This is a genomic window from Microbispora sp. CL1-1, assembly GCF_012034195.1.
GTDB lineage: Bacteria > Actinomycetota > Actinomycetes > Streptosporangiales > Streptosporangiaceae > Microbispora.
Map to the genome: position 1 here is coordinate 1 of NZ_JAATEK010000004.1, position 21,438 is coordinate 21,438.

A 21,438-nucleotide genomic window follows, 5' to 3' on the forward strand; every position below is an offset into this window, starting at 1 on the left:
CCCGCCCACCGGTGGCCCGACCACTCCGCCCACCACCGGGTTGATCGGCTGGGCGACCCAGGGCGGCGGCACCACCGGCGGCGCGGGCGGCGGCACGACGACGGTCACCTCCCTGACCGCGCTCACCGCCGCCGTCAAGGACAGCGCCGCGAAGATCGTCCAGGTGAACGGCAACTTCACCTGCTCGAAGGACGTGCGCGTGGGCGGCAACACCACCATCGTCGGCGTGGGCGCCGACTCCGGGCTGACCGGCTGCGGCCTGAACATCCGTGACGTCGACAACGTCATCGTGCGCAACATGAAGATCTCGAAGGTCCGGGCCGGGAACGGCAACGGCGACGCGATCCACCTCGACAACGCCAAGCGCGTGTGGCTCGACCACAACGACCTGTCGAGCGACACCAGCCACGGCACCGACTACTACGACGGCCTGCTGGACATCACGCACGGCTCCGACTACGTCACCGTCTCCTGGAACAAGCTGCACGACCACGTCAAGTGCTCGCTCGTCGGCCACAGCGACAACAACAGCTCCGAGGACACCGGGCACCTGCGCGTGACGTACCACCACAACGCGTTCCAGACCTGTGCCCAGCGCAACCCGCGGGTGCGCTTCGCCAACCCGGTGCACGTGTTCAACAACTACTACTACAAGGACCCGTCCTACACCGGCTACAGCTACGGCATCGCCTCCACCTGCGGCGCCGGGGTGCTCGTCGAGGGCAACTACTTCGAGAACATCGCCGAGCCCACCCACACCGCCGAAGGCTCGTCGCCGGGCGGGTCGATCGTCGCCCGCGACAACTACTTCGTGAACTCCGGCACGCCGCAGACCGCCGGCAGCGTCGCCTCCATCCCGTACTCGTACACGGTGGACAACCCGAGTGGCGTCAAGGCCAACGTCCTCGCCAACGCGGGCACCGGCAAGATCTGAGCCCAGGGAAGACCCCAGAGGCCGCGGCTCCCCACGCCGCGGCCTCCGCTCGCCCGTCAGTCGACCAGGCCGAGACACGCGAGCAGGTTGTCCTCGATCAGGGCTACCACCTGCGGCGGAAGCCGCCCCAGGTAGTCGCCGAGCTCTTCCTTGAGAAAGGGCTGCGCGCAAACGGTGCGCACCCAGCACTTGCTGGGCAGATTGGCGGTTCCCTGCGCGAGCTTGACGCAATACTCCGTTTTGAGCGTCGTCCTCGCTCGCGCGAGCAGCGCCTCGGCCTGCCTGCGCCGCCGCGCCCGGCTGAGGTCGAGCAGAACGCCGGACTCTCCGCCCGCCTGCGCCTCGATGACGGGCACGGTGGCGTCCACCACGCTCCGAAGAGCGGCTGTGTCCTTGCCGCCATGCAGAGCCACGACCGTACGGACGAAGTCCATGGCCTCACGATCGAGAGGATCGTCCACAACCAGGGTTAGGGACAGAACGCCCGCCCCCGCGTCGGCCGACTCGTCGTCGCCACGCTCCGCGAGTTCGCTTTCCACCACATAGTCCTGGGCCCGCGTCAGGGCGGGGTCGTAGGGGCCACGGCGCCCGAGGCGCCAGGTGGCCCCACTGATCGGCGCGTGTCCCGCCTCGACGGCGGCGACGTCGGTGAGATAAAGGAGCCCCACCAGGTGGGTCTCGGTCACCGACAGGTCCAGCTCCCGTGCCGCCAGGAGTATGGACAGCACGGACCCCGCCAGAGGATTCGGCATATCGATGGGCATGCTGATCACCGCTCCTCCCCGGATCAGCCGCATGCTCACCGTGCCCCTCCCGCTCCGTCCACCACCGCGCCCAACTACAGCGAAGTCATTACTTACCGTCACATTGCGACGTCAACGCGTAATCGACATTCAGCTGTCGAGGGCGGCGCGTTCGGCGTCGGTGAGCAGGCGGGAGCGGATCAGGAAGCGCACGCCCTCGGGCGCCTCCAGGGAGAAGCCGCTGCCCCGGCCGGGGACGACGTCCACGGTGAGATGGGTGTGCCGCCAGCGCTCGAACTGGCTTGCCGACATCCAGAACGTGACCGGCTCGTCGACGCCCTCGACGGCGAGTGAGGCGAGTAGCACGTCGGAGGAGCCGGTGCGGAACTCGCCCTCCAGGTAGCACATCGGCGCGCTGCCGTCGCAGCAGCCGCCGGACTGGTGGAACATCAGCGGGCCGTGGGCCGCCCGCAGCCGCCGGATGAGGTCGGCGGCCGCGGGGGTGAGGTCCACGCGGGACACCTCGGGCATCAGAAGAAGCCGAGCTTCGCGGGCGAGTAGCTGACCAGCAGGTTCTTGGTCTGCTGGTAGTGGTCGAGCATCATCTTGTGGGTCTCCCTGCCGATGCCCGACTGCTTGTAGCCGCCGAAGGCGGCGTGGGCGGGATAGGCGTGGTAGCAGTTCGTCCAGACCCGCCCGGCCTGGATGGCCCGGCCGGCCCGGTACGCCTTGTTGACGTCCCTGGTCCACACACCGGCCCCGAGGCCGTACAACGTGTCGTTGGCGATCTTGATGGCGTCGTCGAAGTCGGTGAACGAGGTCACCGAGACGACCGGTCCGAAGATCTCCTCCTGGAACACTCGCATGTGGTTGGCGCCCTCGAAGATCGTCGGCTCGACGTAGTAGCCGCCAGACAGCTCGCCACCGAGGTCGGCGCGCTGCCCGCCGGTGAGCACCTTGGCGCCCTCCTGCCGGCCGATGTCGAGGTAGGACAGGATCTTCTCCAGCTGGTCGTTGGACGCCTGGGCGCCGACCATCGTGGCCAGGTCCAGCGGGTGCCCGCGCACGATCTTCTCCGTACGCTCGACCGCGGCCTCCAGGAACCGCTGGTAGTGGCCCTGCTGGATGAGCGCCCGGGAGGGACAGGTGCACACCTCTCCTTGGTTGAGCGCGAACATCGTGAAGCCCTCCAGCGCCTTGTCGAAGAACTCGTCGTCGGCGGAGGACACGTCGTCGAAGAAGATGTTGGGGCTCTTGCCGCCGAGCTCCAGCGTGACCGGCTTGATGTTCTCGCTGGCGTACTGCATGATCAGCCGCCCGGTGGTGGTCTCCCCGGTGAAGGCCACCTTCGCGACCCGCGCGCTGGAGGCCAGCGGCTTGCCCGCCTCGACGCCGAACCCGTTGACGATGTTGAGGACACCCGGCGGGAGGAGGTCGGCGACCAGGCTCATCCAGTAGTGGATCGACGCGGGGGTCTGCTCGGCCGGCTTGAGGACCACGGCGTTGCCGGCGGCCAGCGCGGGCGCGAGCTTCCAGGCGGCCATCAGGATCGGGAAGTTCCAGGGGATGATCTGCGCGACGACGCCGAGCGGCTCGTGGAAGTGGTAGGCGACGGTGTCCGCGTCGATCTCCGACAGGCTGCCCTCCTGGGCCCTGATCGCCCCCGCGAAGTAGCGGAAGTGGTCGATGGCCAGCGGGATGTCGGCGGCCAGCGTCTCCCGGATCGGCTTGCCGTTCTCCCAGGTCTCGGCGACGGCGAGCCGCTCCAGGTTCTGCTCCATGCGGTCGGCGATCCGGTTGAGGATGTTCGCCCGCTCGGCCGCGGACGTGCGTCCCCAGGCGGGGGCGGCGCCGTGCGCGGCGTCCAGGGCGCGCTCGACGTCCTCGGCCGTGCCGCGCGCGATCTCGGTGAAGGTCTGACCGGTCACCGGCGTGGGGTTCTCGAAGTACCGCCCGCGCTGCGGCGGGACGTACTCCCCGCCGATCCAGTGGTCGTAACGCTGCTCGTACGCCATGAGGGCGTCCGGCTGTCCCGGCGCGGCGTAACGGGTCATGGGATGGACCTCCCGGACAGGGTGTGGGTCTGACGCCCCGGACCTTAGTCACGGGCACGTTGCCGACACGTTGCGTCCATGTTCCCGGCGCCTTTCCGGAAACAGCCTCTCACCGAGCCGAGCCTCCGATCCGGATCGTCACAAATAACGTTACGGCCGGTCAAGTCTGTCCTAAAATCACGCGTCATGATTTCGGAATCGTTTTCCGCCTCCCGTCGGGACGCGCTGCGCCTGCTGGCGGGCGGCGCCGCGGCCGGGCTCGCCGCCGGGCTGCCCGCGTCGCCCGCGAGCGCGGCGGCCCGCACGTGGCGTGTGACCGGCAGCGGCGCGACGTCGCTCAAGCCCTTCGACGACACGCTCAAGAGCTTCATGCAGGCGCGGACGATCCCGCACGCCTCCCTGGCCGTGGCCCGCAAGGGCAAGCTGGTGCTCGCCCGGGGCTACAACTGGACGGCGGACACCTCGTTCTCGGCCGGGCCCACCTCGTTGTTCCGCATCGCGAGCCTGAGCAAGCCGATCACCGCCGCGGCGGTGCTGAAGCTGGTGCAGGACGGCAAGCTCAGCCTCACGGCCAAGGTCGCGCCGCTGCTGGGGCTGAGCACGGCCGCCGACCCGCGCCTCGCCTCCGTCACCGTGACCCACCTGCTGCAGCACCTGGGCGGCTGGGACTCCGAGGTGTCGGGCGATCCGATGTTCAGCGACCGGACGATCGCGGCCAAGTTCGGCGTCCCGCTGCCGGTCACCCAGGCGCACATCATCCAGTACGTCACCGGCCGCAAGCTCGACCACGCGCCCGGGACGACGTACGCGTACTCGAACTACGAATACCTCCTCCTGCAGAAGGTCATCGAGAAGGCGAGCGGGGTCTCGTACGCGAGCTACGTTCAGAGCAAGATCCTGACGCCGCTCAAGATCAAGCGGATGACGCTCGGCAGGACGGCGAAGAGTCTCCGCAAATCGGGCGAGGTGCCGTACTTCTCGAAGTACACCGGCACGAGCGTGATCGACACCTCCGGCTCCGTGCTGCCCTACCCGTACGGCGGGTTCAACCTGGAGAACATGGCCGCCCACGGCGGCTGGCTCGCCACGGCCGTCGATCTGGCGAAGTTCACCACCCTCTTCGACGCGGCCGGCGTGCTGACCTCGGCGTCGATCTCCAAGGCGTTCGCCAAGCCGTCGATCGGGATCAACTCCAACGGCTGGTACTACGGCCCCGGCTGGCAGGTCCGCCCGGTCACCGGGGGCCGCAACACCTGGCACACGGGTTCCCTGGCCGGCACCTCCACCCTCATGGTGCGGCGCTACGACGGGCTGAGCTGGGTGGTGCTGTTCGACCAGCGCGACGACGCCTCGGGGCTCGGCTACGGGGACATCGACTCCCTTCTCCACACCGCCGCCAACTCGGTGAAGTCCTGGCCCACCACCGACCTCTTCTCCACGTACGGTCTGTAAATGTGGACGACGTCTGGGATCTGGTGGTCGTCGGCGCCGGGCCGGCGGGCTCTGCCGCCGCGCTGCGGGCCCGGCAGCTCGACCCCGGCTGCCGGGTGCTGCTGCTCGACCGGGCGGCCTTCCCGCGGGACAAGCCTTGCGGCGACGGCATCGCGGCGCACGCGCGGCAGGAGCTCGCGCTGCTCGGGCTGCCCGGCCTGCTCGACGACCACCGGCCGACGCCGCGCCTGTCGGTGACGTCGCCCGGCGGCGCCCACGTCTCGGCCGTCGTCGCGCGGCCCAACCACGTGGTGCCCCGCCGGGTCTTCGACGCCCGGCTGGTCGAGGCGGCGCGGGCGCGCGGCGTGGAGGTGCGCCGCCACCGGGTGCGCACGCTGACCGCCCGCGGCGGGCACGTCGTGGTCGACGGTCACCTGGTCGCCCGGACGGTCGTCGCCGCCGACGGCGCCAACTCGGCCGTACGGCGGCTGATCGGGGTGCCGCCGAGCCCGGAGCGGCACACCGCCATCGCGGTGCGCGGGTACGCCGACGTGCCCCCGGACGACGATGTGCAGGTCATCGTCATGCAGAGCGAGGCGTGGCCGGCCTACGGCTGGTCGTTCCCCGTGGGCGACGGCACGGCCAACGTCGGCTACGGCCTGCTGCTGCCCCGCATGCGGGAGACCGGGCTGCCGGGCCGCGAGGTGCTGCACGGCCGGCTGGCCCGGCTGCTTCCCGAGATGATGGAGAGCCCGCCCGGCGAGGTGCGCGACCTGCGGGCCCACCACCTGCCGCTGTCGAGCGGGCGGCCGGTGCCGGGCGCGGGCCGGGTGCTGCTGGCCGGTGACGCGGCGAGCCTGATCAACCCGCTGACCGGCGAGGGCATCTACTACGCGCTGGTGTCGGGACGGCTCGCCGCCGAGGCGGCGATCGGGTCACCGGACGCCCCGCTGCGGGCCTACCGGCGCGGGCTGCGCCGGGCGCTCGGACGGCACCTGCGCACCACCGACACGCTCGCCCTGGCCGCCCGCTCCCCCGGGTTCATCGACGCGGCGATCGACGTCGCCGCCCGCCGCACCGAGGTGTTCGACCTGCTCGTCGACGTCGGGCTCGGAGCGGGCACCGTGCCGCCCCGCCTGGCCGCGGCGGTCGCCGTCCGATGGCTCAGGAACCTCGCCTGAGCCTTCACAGCGACGGCAGGCCGTACTCCGCGTCGAGGTCCCGCACCCGCCGGGCGGCCCGCGCCCGCGCCGGGGATCCGGCGGGCAGCGCGGCCAGCAGCGCCTGCCAGGCGACGATGTCGTCCCTCCCCCACGGCGCGCGCGTCCACCGTTCGAGCAGCGCGGGGTCGCGCCGGGCCACCAGCAGGTCGCGTACGCCGTCGTCGAGCAGGCGGCGCTGCCAGACGACGCCGGGCGCGTCCGAGCCGGGCAGGAGCGGCCCGCGATAGGCCCGCAGCGCGGCGTCGGCGTCCGCGGCGGCCAGGTGCTCGGCCAGTTCCTGGAAGTCGGCCCGCACCGGCACCCGCAGCCGGTACGGACGGGAGTCGAGCAGCGGGCCGAGCCGGTGGCGCAGCCGGGACAGCTCCGCGCGGAGCGTGACGGGGTTCAGCGCGCGATCGCCGTACAGCTCCATGCTGAGCTGGTCGCTGCCCAGTCCCTCGGGGTGGCAGGCCAGCAGCACGACGATCTCGCTGTGCCGGGGGCCGAGCCTGATGCGGCGCGGGCCCTCGCCGAGCACGGCGTCGTCCCGGCCCAGGGCGGTGAGCGTCACGGCGGGCGCGAGATCCGGTGCCGGGAGGGTCGCCAGATGGGCCTCCGCCGCGCGGGCCGCCGCCTGCACGAGGGCCAGGCTGTACGGGCTGGCCAGGTTGTCGCCGCCGGTCACGTCGACCGCGCCGAGCAGGTGGCCGGTGTGCGGGTCGTGGATCGGCGCGGCGGCGCAGGTCCACGGCTGCACCGGCACGGCGAAGTGCTCGGCCGCGAAGATCTGCACTGGATGGTCGACCGTGATCGCGACGCCGGGGGCGTTGGTGCCCGCGTGGGACTCGTCCCACCGGGCCCCGGCGACGAAGTTCATCCGCTCGGCCCGCGCCCGCGCCCCGCGATGGCCCTCGACCCACAGCAGCCGCCCGGCCGCGTCGCACACCGCGAGCAGGTGCCGCCCGTCGTCGGCGATGCCGCCCAGCAGGTCGCGGAACAGCGGCAGCACCTGGGCCAGCGGGTGCGCGCGGCGATACTCCTCCAGCTCGGCGTCGCTGAGCTCCAGCGGCGCGAGCGCGTCCGGATCGACGGCCCGCGCCGAGCGCCGCCACGAGTCCGCGACGACGGAGCGCACCGGGCCGTCGATCGGGCCGTCGATCACCCCGGCCGACAGGAAGCGTTCATGGGCGCGGCGCAGCTCACCGGTGCGTTCCGCAGCGTCGGCCCCGGACTCAAGCGCGAGCCATGGATTGGTCACGGCGCCCTCACTCTCCGCGTCTTCAGGCGCCATCGTCACCCACGCCCGGGCCGCCCGACAAGGGCCCGGGTCCGCTCAGCGGAGCCAGGGCGCGAACGGGTCCGCGGGCGGCTCGCCGGTCCACGCCACGAGCCCGTCCGGCCGTACGAGCATGGCCGGCGCGCCCGGGAGCACGGTGAGACGGCCGGCGAAACCCTCGGCCCGTGCGGCGAGCCCCGGCCCGCCGGTGGAAGGCGTCGGCCGTCGGCGCGTTGAGCGACCGCGCGCCCATCGCCCCCGCCTTGTGCGCCGCCCCGGGCTCGGCCTCCCGCTCCAGGACCAGCACCGACACCCCGCCCAGCCGCAGCTCGCAGGCGAGCATCAGCCCGGCCGGGCCCGCACCCGCCACCACCACGTCAGGACGACCTCATCGACCTGATGGTGGACGCCGTGCTGCGCGAGAACGCGCCGCCGGAGCCCATCGGGGAATGGCGCGCGGACCTGCGCGAGCTCGCCGAGCGCACCCGCGCGCTCATGCTGCGCCGCCCCTGGTTCGCGCTCGCCACGGCGGCGCGGCCCGGGCTCGGCCCCGGCAGTCTGCCCTGGATGGAGGCGTGGCTGCGGGCGGTCGACGGGCTCGGCCTCGACGCCGCTGATCCGGATCATGGTGGAGGCCGAGGGGCCGCACCGCGCCGACCAGGGCGAGCGGATCTTCGCGTCCGGCCTGCGGCAGGTGCTCGACGGCCTGGCCGCCGCGCTCCCCGCCGGGTGACCGTGACGGCCTGTCACACGGTCCTCTACACGGCCCGGCGGGCGCGGGCCATGGCGGCCAGGCGCGTGCGCTGCTCCGGGGTGAGGCGCGCCAGCCGCTCACGCGGATCCGGCCGCGTCATGACCGCGTCGGTGCCGAGCAGCGCCTCGGCGTGGTCGGCCGCGACACGCACGGCGTTCTCCGACGCCGCGTCGGCGGCGAGCGGCGCGATCCGCTCCCGATATCCGCCGTCTTCCCCGCTGTCTTCAAGGGCCCGCGCCAGCAGATCGGCCGCCCGGTCCTCGGTCCAGTGCGTGACGGGCAGCCAGGTCGCCACCCCGGCACGCTCCAGCCGCTCGGCGTTGTCCGGACGGTCGACGCCGTGCGCCAGTAGCACCTGCGGGGTGGCCGACGACAGCGCCCGGGCGAGCGTGCCGATCCCGCCGTGGTGGACGACCGCGGCGACCCGGGGCATGAACGAGGCGAACGGCGCCGAGGGCATCCACTCCACCCCGTCGGGCAGCGACTCCGGCTGGAACGCCGGATGCCGGTTCACCAGCAGGGCCTTCCTGCCGATCCGCCGGCACGCCCGCGCCGCCACGTCGTAGAAGCGGTCGTGCAGCACCTGCCCGGTGCCGCCGGTGATCAGCACGGGCGGCTCGGCCCAGTCGGGCACCGGCCCCTCCGCGGTGTCACCGAGCACGAACCCGCAGCGGACGACACCCTCCGGAGCCGGCTGGCCCGCGGCGTCGAACCACTCCGGCCACAGCGCGAGCTGGGTCTTGGCGCTGTTGAGATAGGCGGACCAGTCGCGGACCGGTCGCAGGCCGAACTCCTGGAAGACCTCGTCGTACCCCTGCCCGAGCACGCGCCTGAAGAGGTTCGCGAGCACCGGCAGCGAGACGTACTGGTGGGGCGTGACGGACACCAGCGCCACCGGCACCCCGCGGCGCTCGGCGGCCATCAGCGCGGCGATGCCCGACGTGTGCCGGGCGACCACCACGGTCTCCCCCGGACGGTAGTGCGCCTCGATCATGCGGACCTCGTCGGCCAGCAGCTCGAACAGGCCGTTGCGCCGGTAGAGCGCGAGCACGCCCTCGGGGTCCTTCAGTGGATCGAGCATGTAGCGCCGGGCGTCGTCCAGGTGGCGGTCGTAGCCCTCGTCCGTGTCGATCGGCAGGTGCCGCAGGCCGGCGGCCGCGATCCGGTCGGCGAACCACGCGTGGGTCATCACGACGACGTCGTGGCCGCGCTCCGCCAGCTCGCGCCCGATCCGTACGAACGGGAGCACGTCGCCGTTGGTGCCGTGGGTGCTCAGCAGCATCGTGGCCATGCGGATCAGCCGTTCTCCGAGTCGAGCAGGGCGTCGATCTCCTCGTCCGACAGGCCCGCGAGCTCGTCGAGCAGCCCGGCCAGCTCCTCGTCGTCGGCGTCGGCGAGCTGCCGCTCCTCGATCGCCTTGGCGACCTCGGCGACGGTGAACGAGGTGGTGTAGAGCGTGTCGAAGGGCAGCTCGACGCCGAACTCGGCACGCACCCGCGCCATGAACTGCACCAGCCGCAGCGAGTGGCCGCCGAGCTGGAAGAAGCCGTCGCTCACGGAAGCAGGCGCCACGTCGAGCAGCTCGGCCCACATCCGCATGACGGCCGCCTCGACGGGGCTCGCCCCCGCCACCTCCGTCATGTGGCGGCCGGCCCGCATGGCGTCGAGGATCGCGTCGGCGCCGGTCAGCCGGGTCGCGATCCGTTCGACCGACGCCCATCCGGCGGGCCCGGCGGGTTCGACCGAGCCGGTGGTCCCGGCGGGCCCCGCTGCCCTCTCCTCAGCAGGGCCCGGCGTGTGGACGACGGCGGCCGCGTCGGCCGCGTCGAGGACATACCAGGCCGACTCCTCGCCGTACGGCTCGACCGTCGCGGGCAGCGCGGCGAGGAAGTCCCTGGCCGGCCGGTTGCGCTCGGTCTCCCGGAACGCCAGGGCCACCCGGGCCAGCCCGCGCTCCCGCGCGAGCGCCCCCAGGTGCGCGAGCATGCGGTGCTCCACCCCGCGCCCGAGCGCCCGGCAGCTCAGCAGGAACGCGCCCACGCGCAGCGTGTCGCCGTCCGTACGCATGTCGGTGAGGCCGACGACGCCGTAGTCGCCGAAGCGGTCGCGCACGTCCACGACGAACTTCTCGTCGCCGTCCAGGCGGCGCGTCCCCGAGAGGTTGAACTGGTTGGTCCGCTCGGCGAGCTGCGCGGCCCGCGCCTCGTGCTCGGGACCTGCCGGGGTGATGGTCACCCGCAGGTCGAGCGTGGCGAAGAAGTCGGCGAGGGACATCTCGCCCCTGGCCTGCTCGCGCTGCCGTTCCTCCTGGTAGCGCCGGGTGCGCTCGCGGTCGGCCTCGGTGACCGCGGCCAGGTCGAGCGGCCAGCAGTGCCGCAGGAAGGCCGCCGCCTCGGCGGCGTCCGCCGGGAGCCTGAGCGTCAGCACCTCGGGGCAGCCGGCCCGCACCTCGGCGCACTCGACCGGGCTGTCGTCGAGGAAGACGAAGGAGTCGAGCCCGAGGCCGAGCTCGGCGGCGACCGAGCGCAGCGAGACCGACTTGGCGTCCCACCCGACGCGCATCGCGGCGATGTCGTCCAGGCCGACCGGCAGCTCCGGATGCCGCGCGAACACCTCGCGGACGTCCTTCTCCTCGTTCTTGCTGCACAGGCACAGCAGCCTGCCCGCGGCGACCTGGCGGGCCAGCTCGCGCCAAATCTCCAGCCGCTCGGGGCCGATGACGACGCCGTCGGGGCCGTCCTCGCCGACCACGCCGTCCCAGAGCGTGCCGTCGCAGTCCACGGCGACGACCTTGGGACGCGGGGTGGTCATGGCGTGCAGGCGGCGGACGGCCGCGGCGGCCAGTGCGGCGAAATAGCGGTCGGTGTAGGGCACGTTGCCGGTCCGGTCGGCGAAGGCGTCGTGCACCTCGTCCGGCCCCGGCTCGTACGGCTCGGCGGAGGTGAGCACGGAGACGGCCCGGTCGTCCTCGAACGCCCGGACCAGCCGGGACGCGAGGCGCGCGTGCACCTCGGGCGAGCCGTGCTCGGGCGAGGGAGGGCAGACGACGAGCACGTGCGGACTGCCCGACCCGCGCGCCGAGGTGCGCAGCGCGGCGGCGAGGTCGGTGGCGACGGCCTCCGCCTCGTCGAGCCCGTCCTGCCCGGCGGACGGATCCTCGGCCACCAGGTCTTCCGCCCGGACCAGTACGACGGCGGCGCGGGCCCGGCCGAGCACGCTGCCCGAGTCGAGCAGCGAGGGGAAGACCTGGTCGTACGGCGCGAAGGCGACGGCCTCCTCGGCGTCCCCGTGGATGCCGAGTTCGGCGAGCCAGAACCGCAGGGCGTCCCCGAGCGGCTCGGCGGTGAAGGTCGCGGCGACCCCAAGCCCGATCTTGTTCACTTCGGTGTCCCTTCGAACGGCGCCTGATCAGTCGGACATGGCCACGAGGATGCGGCGGGAGCCGGTGAAGGGCCTGCGGCCGTGCCCGACCAGCACGTTGTCGATCAGCAGCAGGTCGCCCTCCCGCCAGTCGACGTCCACCGCGTTGTCCAGGCCCCGGTCGCGCACCTGGATCACGTACTCGCCGGGGATCGGGGCGCCGTCGGGGAACGTGACCGACTGGGGCAGCTCCTCCGGCGGCATGAGTTCGGCGAGCATGGCGGCGGCCTCGTCGCCGATCGAGGCGGGATGCCACTGGTCGGCCTGGTTGAACCACACCTCGGCGCCGGTCACGGGATGGCGGGTGGTGGCCGGCCTGACCTGGGAGATCCGCACGCCGCCGTCGGGCCGCCACTGCCAGTCCGCGCCGATGCCGTCGAGGAACTCGGCCACCTGGTCGCGGTCCTCGGTCTCGAACGTCTCCTGCCAGCTCTTGCCGAGCCCCCGGCCGGCGTGCAGGTTCTGGGTGTAGCGCACGCCCTTGGCGAAGGCGTCCCTGACCTCGTCGTCGAGCGACTCCAGCCAGCGCACGCCGTCCACGACGGGGGTGGCCCCACCGGTCTCCGCCGCCTTCTCGCAGTAGAACAGCAGCCGCGAGGGCCAGGTGGCGGAGTAGGACAGCTCGTTGTGCATGGAGATCGTGTATTCGGGCGGATACTCGGTCGAGGTGTAGACGTTGCCGCCGACCTTGGTGCGGGGCGAGTTGCCGTGCACGTACGCCAGGCGGTTGGGCAGCAGCATGTCCATGACGGGATCGAGGGTCTCGGGCGTGACGCCGAACCCCCGGAAGACGAGCGCCTTCTCGTGGACCAGCAGGTCGCCCACGTTCAGCTCGCGCAGCCGGTGCAGCAGCCCCTCGGGCGTGGCGGCGACGCCGTCCGGGGCTATTTCCAAGGGCTTCCAGAAGTCGTCCATGCGTCCTCCTTCTGCGCGCGATCCGGCCGCGGCCGAGCACGGGGAAAAGTCGAATTAAGGAGGCAGGCGGGCCCTCGAATAAGCGGCGCCCCTGCGGAAAGAGATTCCGGCGGCCAACATAGAACCCGGATCGGGTTACGCGCAAGAAACATGTTTCATCCGGTCCGCTCGACGGCGCCAGTCAAATTCTCCGACATATGCCTGTGTCCGTCGGCAATGCCGACGGCTGCTCATGTTCGGTCACCCGCAATCGCTGACGGAAGGTCGATTTCCCAATACTCTGCGCACGTGATCGCAGGTGAAAGTGAGGCTTGCGTTACCCAGCGTGCATCCCGTATCGTAAAATAATCACTTTCGTGGGAGCGCTCCCACGCATCTCGGCTCAACGCGGCGAGATACGCGGCGACGTCCTGCGGAATCGACGATCAAGCGTTTTCTGGTTCAACCACTTTTCTGCGTGGTCAGCTGGTCCTGCGCATTGTCTGCGCAGAGAGGAGAACGCTCGGTGACGATAACGCCGACGACTGACAACGAGCATTTAATAGCGTCGCTTTCCCCACGCAGGCAGGAGGCGCTGCGCCGGCTGCTTGCGGCCAGGGCCGCCAAGGCCGCCGCCGCCAACGCGATCACCCCGCGCGGCGAGGGACCCGCCCCCTGCTCCTACGAGCAGACCCAGATGTGGCTCGGCGCCCGCTTCGCCGAGGGCGCCCCGGCGCCCAACGCCACGATCGGCCTGCGGCTCACCGGCCCGCTCGACCTCCGGGCCCTGACCATCGCCCTGGACAGCCTGGTCGAACGCCACGAGATCCTGCGTACGGTCTACGAGGGCGACGGGCACGAGCCCCGGCAGGTCATCCTCGACCCCGGGCCCGCGCCGCTCGACGTCGTGGACCTGCGGGAGCTGCCGGAGGCCGAGCGGGAGGCCCGGGCCCGGGAGATCACGTGCAGGGCCGCCGTCGAACGCTTCGACCTCGAGGCCGGGCCGGTCCACCGTACGACGCTGGTGCGGCTGGCCGACGAGGACCACGTGCTGATGTTCGTCTGCCACCACATCGCGTGCGACGGGTGGTCGGTCGGCATCATCGTGGACGAGCTGACCAGCGTGTACGCGTCCGCCCACGAGGGCAGGCCCGCCGAGGTGACCGCGCCCCCGCTCCAGTACGCCGACTACGCGGCCTGGTCGCGGCGTGAGCTGACCGGCGAGCAGCGCGAGCGGCGGCTCGCCCACTGGCGCGACCGGCTCGACGGCGCGAGCGCGGTGGAGCTGCCCATCGCGCGGGACGGCCAGGCCGTCACCGAGGGCAACCGGAGCGACTGCCACCTGTTCACGCTGCCGGAGGAGGTCCTGCGGGCGCTGCGGGAGGCCGGCGGCCCCGGGACCACCCCGTTCGTGGCCCTGCTCACGGTCTTCTCGATGCTGCTCGCGCGATACACCGGGCAGGGCGACCTGACGATCGCCACGGTGGACGGCGGGCGGCGCCGCGTGGAGCTGGAGCCGGTGCTGGGCTGCTTCGTCAACGCCCTGCCGCTGCGCGCCGACCTGTCCGGCGACCCGTCGTTCCGGGAGGCGGCGGCCGGGATCCGGCGCAGGCTCGGCGAGGCGCTCGCCAACCACCTGCCGTTCTCGGAGCTGGCCGGGGCGCTGAGCGACCGGGACGCCCGCAACTTCTCGCTGTCGACCGTCGGCTTCTCGCTGCGCGTCTTCCGCGACCAGCGCGGGCGCTGGCCCGGGCTGGAGGCGTCGGTCTGGGAGCACGAGGTCGACGACTTCACCTACGACCTCGCGCTGCTGGTGCACCTGAACGGCGCCGGCGACCCCGAGCTCTACCTGACCTACCAGAAGGACCGGTTCGACGCCGACGCCGTCGCCCGGATGGCCGGGCACTACCGGGCGCTGGCCGAGCGCATCGCCGCCGCCCCGGACACCCCGCTGGCCGGCCTGGAGCTGCTCACCGACGCCGAGCGCGAGGTGGTGCTGGACGACTGGAACGACTCGGCCCGGCCCTACCCGGACGTCGCCCTGCCCGAGCTGCTGGAGCGCCACGCGGACTCCGACGCGGTCGCGGTCGCCTTCGAGGGCCGCACGACCACCTACGCCGAGCTGCACGCCCGCGCCAACCAGGTCGCTCACCTGCTGCGCGAGCGGGGCATCGGCCCGGAGGACACGGTGGGCGTGCTGCTCGACCGGAGCCCGGATCTCATCGCCTGCCTGCTTGGCGTGTGGAAGGCGGGCGCGGCCTACCTGCCGATGGATCCCAAGTTCCCCGCACAGCGCGTGCACGACATGCTGTCGATCGCCGCGACCCCGCTGGTCCTGACCTCAGCGGGTTACGCGCATCTGTTCGAGGGCGTCGAGGTGGTCGACGTGGGCGGCGGCCCGCTCGACGGGCAGCCGCGCGACCCGGTCGGCGTGCCGTACGACATCGACCGGCTGGCGTATGTGATCTTCACCTCGGGATCGACGGGCAAGCCGAAGGGCGTGCAGGTCACCCACCGCGGGCTGGTGAACCACGTGTGGTGGGCCGTGGAGGACCTGGCGTCCCAGGGCGACGGCGGCGCGCCGCTGTTCGGCTCGGTGGCGTTCGACCTCGTGGTGCCCAACCTGTGGGCGCCGCTCGTCACAGGCCACCGGGTCACCGTGCTGCCGCAGGACTTCGACATGGGCGAGCTGGGCTCGCTGCTGGTGGCGGGCGGGCCGTACGCCTTCATCAAGTGCACCCCCGGGCACCTGGAGGTGCTCGGTCACCAGATCGACGCCCGGCAGGCCGCCGCGCTCGCCGGGAAGATCGTCGTCGCGGGCGAGGCGCTGCCCGGCTCGATGGCCAACCGCTGGCTGGAGATGCTCGGCCCGGGCCGGCTGATCAACGAGTACGGCCCCACCGAGGCGTCGGTCGGCACGTGCATCTATCCCGTGCGGGACGCCCAGCTCGTGGAGGTCGTCCCGATCGGGCGCCCGCTGCCCAACATGCGGATGTACGTCCTGGACGCCAACCGCCGGCTGCAGCCGGTCGGCGTGCCGGGCGAGCTGTACGTCGGCGGCGTGGGCGTGACCCGCGGGTACATGAACCGGCCGGACCTCACCGAGGAACGGTTCCTGCCGGATCCCTTCAACCCGGGCGGCCGGATGTACCGCACCGGCGACCGGGTGGCCTGGACCCGCGACGGGAACGTGGCCTTCCTGGGCCGGTTCGACGACCAGGTGAAGATCCGCGGCTACCGCATCGAGCTGGACGAGGTGCGGGCGGCCGTCCTCGATCACCCCGGGGTGCGCGACGCGGTCGTCACCGTCCACGCGTTCACCTCCGAGGACAAGCGGCTCGTCGCCTACTACGTCCCCACCGGTCCGGAGCTGTCCGATCTGGCGGACCACTGCGCGGAACGGCTGCCGGACTACATGGTCCCGTCGGCGTTCGTGCCGCTTGCGACCATCCCGCTCAACGCCAACGGCAAGGTGGACCGCAAGGCGCTGCCCGATCCGGTGGTCCGGGTGGGCGACGACCTGGCCGAGCCGACGACCGAGACCGAGATCGTGGTGGCCGGGGTCTGGCGGGAGGTCCTCGGCATCGACGCCGTCTCGATCGACGCCGACTTCAACGCGCTCGGCGGCCACTCGCTGCTGCTCATCCGCATGGTCGCCAAGCTGCGCCAGGCGCTGCCCTCCGGCGGCTACCAGGTGACCGTGCTCGACGCGATCGCCAACCGCACCGTGCGCGAGCTGGCCGCGGTGATCGACGCCGCCAACGGCACCCCGGAGAGCACCGCCGAGGAGGGCCCGCGCGGCCTGCTGGTCGAGCTCACCCGGCCCATCAAGACGCCGGCGCTGTCGCTCGTCTGCATCCCGTACGGCGGGGCCAGCGCGATGGTCTACCAGCCGCTGGCCGACGCGCTGCCGGACGGCCACTCGCTGTTCGCGGTCGCCCTGCCCGGCCACGAGCTGGGCGTCGAGGAGAGCACGATTCCGTTCCACGAGGCCGCCCAGCGGGTCTGCGACGAGGTGGTCGAGCGCGTGCGCGGCCCGGTCGCGTTGTACGGCCACTGCGTCGGCAGCGCGCTGACCGCCGAGATCGCGCGGCGTCTTGAGGCCGCCGGGCGGCGCGTGGAGGCCGTCTACATGGGCGGCAGCTTCCCGTTCGCCACCCCCACCAAGGGCCTGAACGGCCTGCTCGGGCGCATCTTCCGCAGCAAGGCGCTGGACAACGCCAACGCGCACGCCAACTGGCTGCGCGCGATGGGCGCCGATCTCCAGGACCTCGAACCCGAGCAGGTCGACCACATCATCCGCACCATGCGCGTGGACGCGCGGGCCGGTGAGGACTACTTCAGCGAGCTCGTGGAGCGGCAGAGCCCGCAGCTGCGCGCCCCGGTGATCTCGATCGTCGGCGACCGCGACGCGCTGACCGACTTCTACCAGGAGCGCTACCGCGACTGGCACTGCGTCTCCGAGACCACGGCACTGGTCGTGATGGCCGAGGCAGGCCACTACTTCCTCCGCTATCGCACCGAGGAACTGGCCGCGATCGTCACGACCACCCACGCCGCCGTCGAACGCCCCGGAGAGTGGCGGCCACGCCCACCCGAGGACCCGGCGACGTGGTGGCGGCAGGCGCTGTCCACCGACCGGAAGGCCGACGTCGCCGGGCCGCAGCCCAGCCTGGGCCGGTTCTTCACGGTGGCGACCGGTCAGATCGTCTCCATGATCGGCGCCGTGATGACCGAGTTCGCCGTGCCGATCTGGGCGTACCTGAAGAGCGGCTCGCTGGTGCAGTTCGGCCTGTTCGCCATCATCGGGCTGGTGCCGGGGCTCGTCCTCGCGCCGCTGATCGGCGCGCTCGTCGACCGCTACGACCGCAAGCGGGCGATGCTGGCCGCCGACGGCCTGTCGCTGGCCGTGCAGGCCGCGCTGCTCGCCCTGATGGCCGGCGACGTGCTGAGCATGCCCCTGCTGTACGGCCTGCTGGTCGTGCTGTCGATATCGGTGACCCTGCAACGGGTGGCCTGGCAGTCGGCCGGTCCGCAGCTCGCGCCCAAGCACTATCTGCATCACGTCGGCGGCGTCGTCCAGCTCGGCAACGCCGTGGCCCAGCTCATGGTGCCGCTGTTCTCGGTCGCCGTGCTGGCGCTGATCGGCATCGAGGGCATCCTGACCGCCAACGTGGTCTGCTACGCGATCGCGTTCACCGTGACCCTGCTCGTGCGCTTCCCGGCCACGATGGCCTGGCGGCGCCGTGAGACGGTCTCCGCCGAGATCCGCAACGGCTTCCGCTATCTGCTGCGGCGGCGGGGCCTGCGGGCCATGGCCTTCACGATGTTCATCGTGAACTTCTTCCTGTTCACCGGGTTCATCATGATCTCGCCGCTGGTGCTGTCGGTCGGCGAACTGGCCGACACCGGGCGGGTGGCGCTGCTCGCCGGGATCGGGGCGGTCTGCGGCGGCCTGATCATCACGCTGTGGGGCGGCCCGCGCGACCGCCGGATGTTCGGCATGCTGGCGGCCGCCGGCGTGCTGGGGATCTTCTGCGCGATCGCCGGCCTGCGCCCGTCGCTCGTCCTCATCACGATCGGCGCCTTCGGCATGTCGCTGATGATGACGATCAGCGACGGCATCTGGCTGACGATCATCCACTCGAAGGTGCCCCAGCGCTACCACGCCCGGGTCATCGCGATCAACCGGATGCTCGCGCTGTCGACCCAGCCGGTCGGCCTCGCCGTACAGGCCTGGCTGGTGGGGCTGCTCTTCGAGCCGCTGATGCGGCCGGACGGCCCGCTGGCCGGCACGGTCGGCAAGGTGATCGGCGTCGGCGAGGGCCGCGGCATCGGCCTGCTGTACGTCGTGTGCGGCCTGGCCATCGCACTCACGATCACGCTGGCCCTGCGGCACCCGGCCCTGGCGAGGTTCGACCAGGAGACCCCGGACGCCGAGCCGGACGACCTGGTCGGCCTGGAGGCGCTGCGCAGCCGCCAGGAGGCGAGCGTCCCGCCGCCACGGGTCCCGGCCGAGCTGTGAGTACGGGCGACAGGTGATCAGGTGAAGCGGAAGGTGGGCCGGCCGCCGGGACCGGTCTCGGCGTCCAGCGTCTTGCCGCCGACGGCCTCGGCGACCTCCGGTTCGACGAAGACGCGCACGTCCGCCTTCTCGATCACCTCGTCGCCCGCGAACGGCGCGCTCGCCAGCGACAACTCCAGCGAGGCGGGCTCGCCCGGCTTGGCCGCGATGCGCAGGCCCGCCTCCTCGGGGAGATACTCCCCCACCATCAGATCGCGGATCGCCCGAACGGCATGGTCGGTCACTGTCAGCACGACGCGCCTCCTGTGTGCTTACGCGTCCTTGGGCTTGCGCCGCCGGTTCATCGCGAGCCATCCGGCGTCCCAGGCGGCGTACCTGTGGTGATCGAGACGGCGGCGCACAAGGGCGAGGCAGGCGAGCAGCATCGTCAGCGACAGCGCCGCCGTGGCCGTTCCGGACGCGACGGCGTCCGCGACCGTGTCGATCCGGCTGCGCGGGCCGTCGCCGGGCCTGCCCTCGTGGTCGAGCCAGATCCGCACGGGCGTGCCTGCCTTGGCCGCCGAGGGCACCGGCGCCTGCCCGGTCACCGTACGGCCGTCGGCGGTCGTCCAGGCGACGCCCGTGCGCAGCCGCGCGGCGGTGCCCTCCACGGCGACCCAGGTGGCCGCCGGCGCGTCACGCGTGACGGTCGCCGTCACCCACCGCCCGGAATGCTCCTCGGCCACGCCGCCGCGATAGACGGCGGCGCCCACGGCGTACGCCGCGCCCAGGCTCAGCACGGACAGGATCAGGAAGGCCAGGACGGCCAGGGACTCGACGCGGTCGGTGCCGCGCCGTAACGGATTGCCGTCGGGCAGGTAGCGTCGCACCCGCATCGTCACCGGGCCGGATCGCATCGCGTCACCCCTCCTCCTCGTGCGCCTTCTCGTGTGCCTTCCGGCGGCCTCACGCGCCTTCTGGCGGCATATGTCTCTGGGCGGCATATGTCTTTTGGGCGGCGCAGTCTTCTGGCAGCACCCGCTCTTGGCGGCACAGTCTTTTGGCGGCACAGTGCGTATCACTCGCCCGGCTCCCGGAACGGCGGCGCGTCCGGCGGAGGGCCGGAGGGCCCCTGGATCAGCGCGTTCAACGTGGTGTCGCCGATGATGGCGCGCTCGGCCTCGGCGGTGTCCTCCAGCGCGACGATCCGCTCGGGTCGCCGCGCCTCCCGCTCCGCCTCCTCCCGGTCCCTTACGGCCCCCTCGATGGCGTCCAGCATCTCCGCCCGGCTGTAGGAGCCCTCGGGGATCTCGTTCAGGAGGGCGAGGGTCTCGGCCGGCACGTGGATGTCCGCGGCGGCGGCGGAGTAGAGGTCGCGGCGCGTCACGCGGAGACGGTCGTGGAAGAGCTCGTCCACGACCTGGCGCAGCCGCTCCGTCTCCGCAGGCATGCCTTCTCCTTCCGGTCTCTCCTTACCCCCCGCGGTGCGGATCCCACTCCCGGCTCGAAGATCGGCCAGAAGATCGGCTGACAGATCGGCCCGGAGATCGGCCCGGAGATCGGCGCGCTCAGGCGAGCCAGTCGAGCCACTCGCCGTGCGGCCCGGCCATCGCGAGCGGTTCGCCGTCGAGCGCGGGCAGGAAGGCCAGCCGCCGCTCCGGCAGCTCGGCAGTCAGCTTCGGAAGGAGGGAGGGCAGCCGGGGCGAGCCCTCGTTGGAGATCCACCGCACCGGCAGACCGCGCACCCGAAGATCGCGTACGAGCGCCACGAAGCGGTCCCGCGCCTCGGCGTCCAGGTAGGGCATGAGCGCGCTGTGGTAGACGACGACCGTCGCCCCGGCGGGCGCGGCGGCGACGAGATCGGGCAGGGCCGCCGCGGCGTCCCCCCGCACCAGGCGGGGCGGGTCCTGCCGCGCCATCCGCACCGCCCCGCGCAGCCGGGCGAGCCGGTCCTGCTGCTCCGGCCACACCAGGCACTCCAGCCAGCGCACCGCCTCGTCGTCGCGTACGTCGACGGGGTCGAGGTCCAGCCCGGCCCGCCACACGACCTCGGGGGGACGCTCCGGCACCGGCACCTTCCCGTTCGTCCGGCAGGTGAGCAGCACCGGGCTTTCGGCCGGCCCGATCTCCGGCCCGTCGTCATAGCGGTAGCGGTAGCGGTCGGGGTAGAGGCACAGCCCCGCCGAGGCGCCCACCTCCACCAGGGCGAGCGGCTGCGGCAGCGCCGCCAGCACCGGCAGCAGGCTCGCGCACCGGCCCGTCTCGTTGGTCTGCGTCCGCCGGGCGAGCATCGTCTCCCGCACCTCGGGCCAGTGGCGCACGAGCCACTCCCGGAAGCGGCCGAACTCGTCGTACGGCCCGCCGAGGAAGCGGACGGCGGCCAGCAGCAGGTTCGGCTGCCGTTTCGGCTCCGGCAGGCCGTCGATCAGTTCGAGCAGCCCGGGGTCGGCCGCGATCCCGAGAGCGAGCGCCTCGTAGGCCGGGCTGCGCTCCCTGACCTCCTGCTCCGCGAAGTACCGATACCTCTGCGCCGTCTCCATGCCTGTCTCCCTATATCGACCTCGACATCCCATCAAACCAGGAGGAAAGAGCGCACGATAAGAGGGGCTCGGCAACCGACACCACATGCGCGCCCAAGGCAGTCGAAAGAAAAGGCGATGGCCGTTTACACGGTGAACGGAAAGGAAAGCCAAGGCGGCAGGGAACCATTCACGGCGGGTCACTAA

General features: G+C 72.2%; 14 protein-coding genes and 2 pseudogenes. 4 read left to right on the forward strand and 12 right to left on the reverse strand.

Going from position 1 to position 21,438, the window contains the following annotated elements; translation table 11 throughout:
* A pseudogene (locus HCK04_RS06005) lies at nt 1–934 on the forward strand (pectate lyase); the annotation flags it as partial.
* 56 nt (nt 935–990) lie between these two features.
* On the opposite strand, the gene HCK04_RS06010 reads toward HCK04_RS06005, so the two are convergent.
* From HCK04_RS06010 to adh, 3 genes are all read right to left on the reverse strand, one after another.
* Nucleotides 991–1,698 (reverse strand): hypothetical protein, encoded by a 708-nt coding sequence (locus HCK04_RS06010; protein ID WP_142645886.1) that lies wholly within the window; start codon nt 1,696–1,698, stop codon nt 991–993.
* A gap of 129 nt (nt 1,699–1,827) precedes the next feature.
* Nucleotides 1,828–2,208, reverse strand: coding sequence for a DUF779 domain-containing protein (locus tag HCK04_RS06015; RefSeq protein WP_142645887.1), 381 nt, complete (start codon nt 2,206–2,208; stop codon nt 1,828–1,830).
* Nucleotides 2,208–3,731, reverse strand: coding sequence for an aldehyde dehydrogenase (gene adh / locus HCK04_RS06020; protein ID WP_142645888.1), 1,524 nt, complete (start codon nt 3,729–3,731; stop codon nt 2,208–2,210). The genes HCK04_RS06015 and adh overlap by 1 nt, the downstream gene beginning before the upstream one ends.
* 186 nt (nt 3,732–3,917) lie before the next feature.
* Here adh and HCK04_RS06025 point away from each other — a divergent pair, with 186 nt between their 5' ends.
* On the forward strand, nt 3,918–5,183 hold the full coding sequence (locus HCK04_RS06025; RefSeq protein ID WP_142645889.1) for a serine hydrolase domain-containing protein: 1,266 nt from the start codon (nt 3,918–3,920) through the stop codon (nt 5,181–5,183).
* A 2-nt stretch (nt 5,184–5,185) separates the two neighbouring features.
* On the forward strand, nt 5,186–6,343 hold the full coding sequence (locus HCK04_RS06030; RefSeq protein ID WP_260617134.1) for a geranylgeranyl reductase family protein: 1,158 nt from the start codon (nt 5,186–5,188) through the stop codon (nt 6,341–6,343).
* A 4-nt stretch (nt 6,344–6,347) separates the two neighbouring features.
* Here the strand turns inward: HCK04_RS06030 and HCK04_RS06035 are convergent, their stop codons facing one another.
* From HCK04_RS06035 to HCK04_RS06060, 5 genes and pseudogenes are all read right to left on the reverse strand, one after another.
* Complete coding sequence (locus HCK04_RS06035) at nt 6,348–7,622, reverse strand: helix-turn-helix domain-containing protein (RefSeq protein ID WP_142645890.1); 1,275 nt, start codon at nt 7,620–7,622, stop codon at nt 6,348–6,350.
* A 253-nt stretch (nt 7,623–7,875) separates the two neighbouring features.
* Nucleotides 7,876–8,016: pseudogene (locus tag HCK04_RS43410) on the reverse strand (FAD-dependent monooxygenase); the annotation flags it as partial.
* A 382-nt stretch (nt 8,017–8,398) separates the two neighbouring features.
* Nucleotides 8,399–9,685 (reverse strand): glycosyltransferase, encoded by a 1,287-nt coding sequence (locus HCK04_RS06050; protein ID WP_142645892.1) that lies wholly within the window; start codon nt 9,683–9,685, stop codon nt 8,399–8,401.
* Nucleotides 9,686–9,690: 5 nt separating this feature from the next.
* The gene (locus HCK04_RS06055; RefSeq protein ID WP_142645893.1) at nt 9,691–11,775 is read right to left on the reverse strand and encodes an HAD-IIIC family phosphatase; all 2,085 of its coding nucleotides are present in this window, start codon (nt 11,773–11,775) and stop codon (nt 9,691–9,693) included.
* Between the two features lie 27 nt (nt 11,776–11,802).
* Nucleotides 11,803–12,729, reverse strand: coding sequence for a TauD/TfdA family dioxygenase (locus tag HCK04_RS06060; RefSeq protein ID WP_142645894.1), 927 nt, complete (start codon nt 12,727–12,729; stop codon nt 11,803–11,805).
* A 505-nt stretch (nt 12,730–13,234) separates the two neighbouring features.
* Between HCK04_RS06060 and HCK04_RS06065 the strand changes: the two genes are divergently transcribed.
* Nucleotides 13,235–18,733: a non-ribosomal peptide synthetase/MFS transporter gene (locus tag HCK04_RS06065; protein WP_142645895.1), complete on the forward strand. Its 5,499-nt coding sequence runs from the start codon at nt 13,235–13,237 to the stop codon at nt 18,731–18,733.
* Between the two features lie 17 nt (nt 18,734–18,750).
* Here the strand turns inward: HCK04_RS06065 and HCK04_RS06070 are convergent, their stop codons facing one another.
* The 4 genes from HCK04_RS06070 to HCK04_RS06085 all read right to left on the reverse strand — a co-directional run bounded on the left by HCK04_RS06070 (nt 18,751) and on the right by HCK04_RS06085 (nt 21,252).
* The gene (locus HCK04_RS06070) at nt 18,751–19,026 is read right to left on the reverse strand and encodes a hypothetical protein (RefSeq protein WP_142645896.1); all 276 of its coding nucleotides are present in this window, start codon (nt 19,024–19,026) and stop codon (nt 18,751–18,753) included.
* An 18-nt stretch (nt 19,027–19,044) separates the two neighbouring features.
* Complete coding sequence (locus HCK04_RS06075; RefSeq protein ID WP_142645897.1) at nt 19,045–19,629, reverse strand: hypothetical protein; 585 nt, start codon at nt 19,627–19,629, stop codon at nt 19,045–19,047.
* Nucleotides 19,630–19,790: 161 nt separating this feature from the next.
* On the reverse strand, nt 19,791–20,162 hold the full coding sequence (locus tag HCK04_RS06080; protein ID WP_142645898.1) for a hypothetical protein: 372 nt from the start codon (nt 20,160–20,162) through the stop codon (nt 19,791–19,793).
* A 118-nt stretch (nt 20,163–20,280) separates the two neighbouring features.
* On the reverse strand, nt 20,281–21,252 hold the full coding sequence (locus HCK04_RS06085; protein ID WP_142645899.1) for a DUF2332 domain-containing protein: 972 nt from the start codon (nt 21,250–21,252) through the stop codon (nt 20,281–20,283).
* Nucleotides 21,253–21,438: the final 186 nt, after the last annotated feature.

Coding starts and splice junctions, on each gene's coding strand:
- HCK04_RS06010 (WP_142645886.1), bottom strand. CDS start 1,698: ATGCCCATCGATATGCCGAATCCTCTGGCGGGGTCCGTGCTGTCCATA.
- HCK04_RS06015 (WP_142645887.1), bottom strand. CDS start 2,208: ATGCCCGAGGTGTCCCGCGTGGACCTCACCCCCGCGGCCGCCGACCTC.
- adh (WP_142645888.1), bottom strand. CDS start 3,731: ATGACCCGTTACGCCGCGCCGGGACAGCCGGACGCCCTCATGGCGTAC.
- HCK04_RS06025 (WP_142645889.1), top strand. CDS start 3,918: ATGATTTCGGAATCGTTTTCCGCCTCCCGTCGGGACGCGCTGCGCCTG.
- HCK04_RS06050 (WP_142645892.1), bottom strand. CDS start 9,685: ATGGCCACGATGCTGCTGAGCACCCACGGCACCAACGGCGACGTGCTC.
- HCK04_RS06060 (WP_142645894.1), bottom strand. CDS start 12,729: ATGGACGACTTCTGGAAGCCCTTGGAAATAGCCCCGGACGGCGTCGCC.
- HCK04_RS06075 (WP_142645897.1), bottom strand. CDS start 19,629: ATGCGATCCGGCCCGGTGACGATGCGGGTGCGACGCTACCTGCCCGAC.
- HCK04_RS06080 (WP_142645898.1), bottom strand. CDS start 20,162: ATGCCTGCGGAGACGGAGCGGCTGCGCCAGGTCGTGGACGAGCTCTTC.
- HCK04_RS06085 (WP_142645899.1), bottom strand. CDS start 21,252: ATGGAGACGGCGCAGAGGTATCGGTACTTCGCGGAGCAGGAGGTCAGG.